General features: G+C 66.2%; 1 rRNA gene. It reads right to left on the reverse strand.

Annotated elements, in window-relative coordinates:
* Positions 1–82 (reverse strand): 16S ribosomal RNA (locus tag IF47_RS31325); the annotation flags it as partial.
* Between the last annotated feature and the right edge of the window lie 243 nt (positions 83–325).

A 325-nucleotide genomic window follows, 5' to 3' on the forward strand; every position in this document is an offset into this window, starting at 1 on the left:
AAGGCGAGGGCCGGCGTTCGACTTGCATGTGTTAAGCACGCCGCCAGCGTTCGTCCTGAGCCAGGATCAAACTCTCCGTGAATGCTGTGCCGCCCCCGCACGGGGGGGCGCATTCGCGGGGAGCCGCGCCGAACGCCCCGGGGGAATGGCCCGGGACCGGCGCGGAAGCGTCCTCGCTTGATGTTGTGTGGGGAACCGGGGCCGCGTCGCTCCTTCCGGAATCGGAGGGAGGGACGCGGTGTTCACCACGTAATGTCTGGCGTTGACTTTTGGCACGCTGTTGAGTTCTCAAGGAACGGACGCTTCCTTCGACACCCCTCCTCGG

Origin of the sequence: Streptomyces megasporus (assembly GCF_000718985.1) — a bacterium.
Lineage (GTDB): Bacteria > Actinomycetota > Actinomycetes > Streptomycetales > Streptomycetaceae > Streptomyces > Streptomyces megasporus.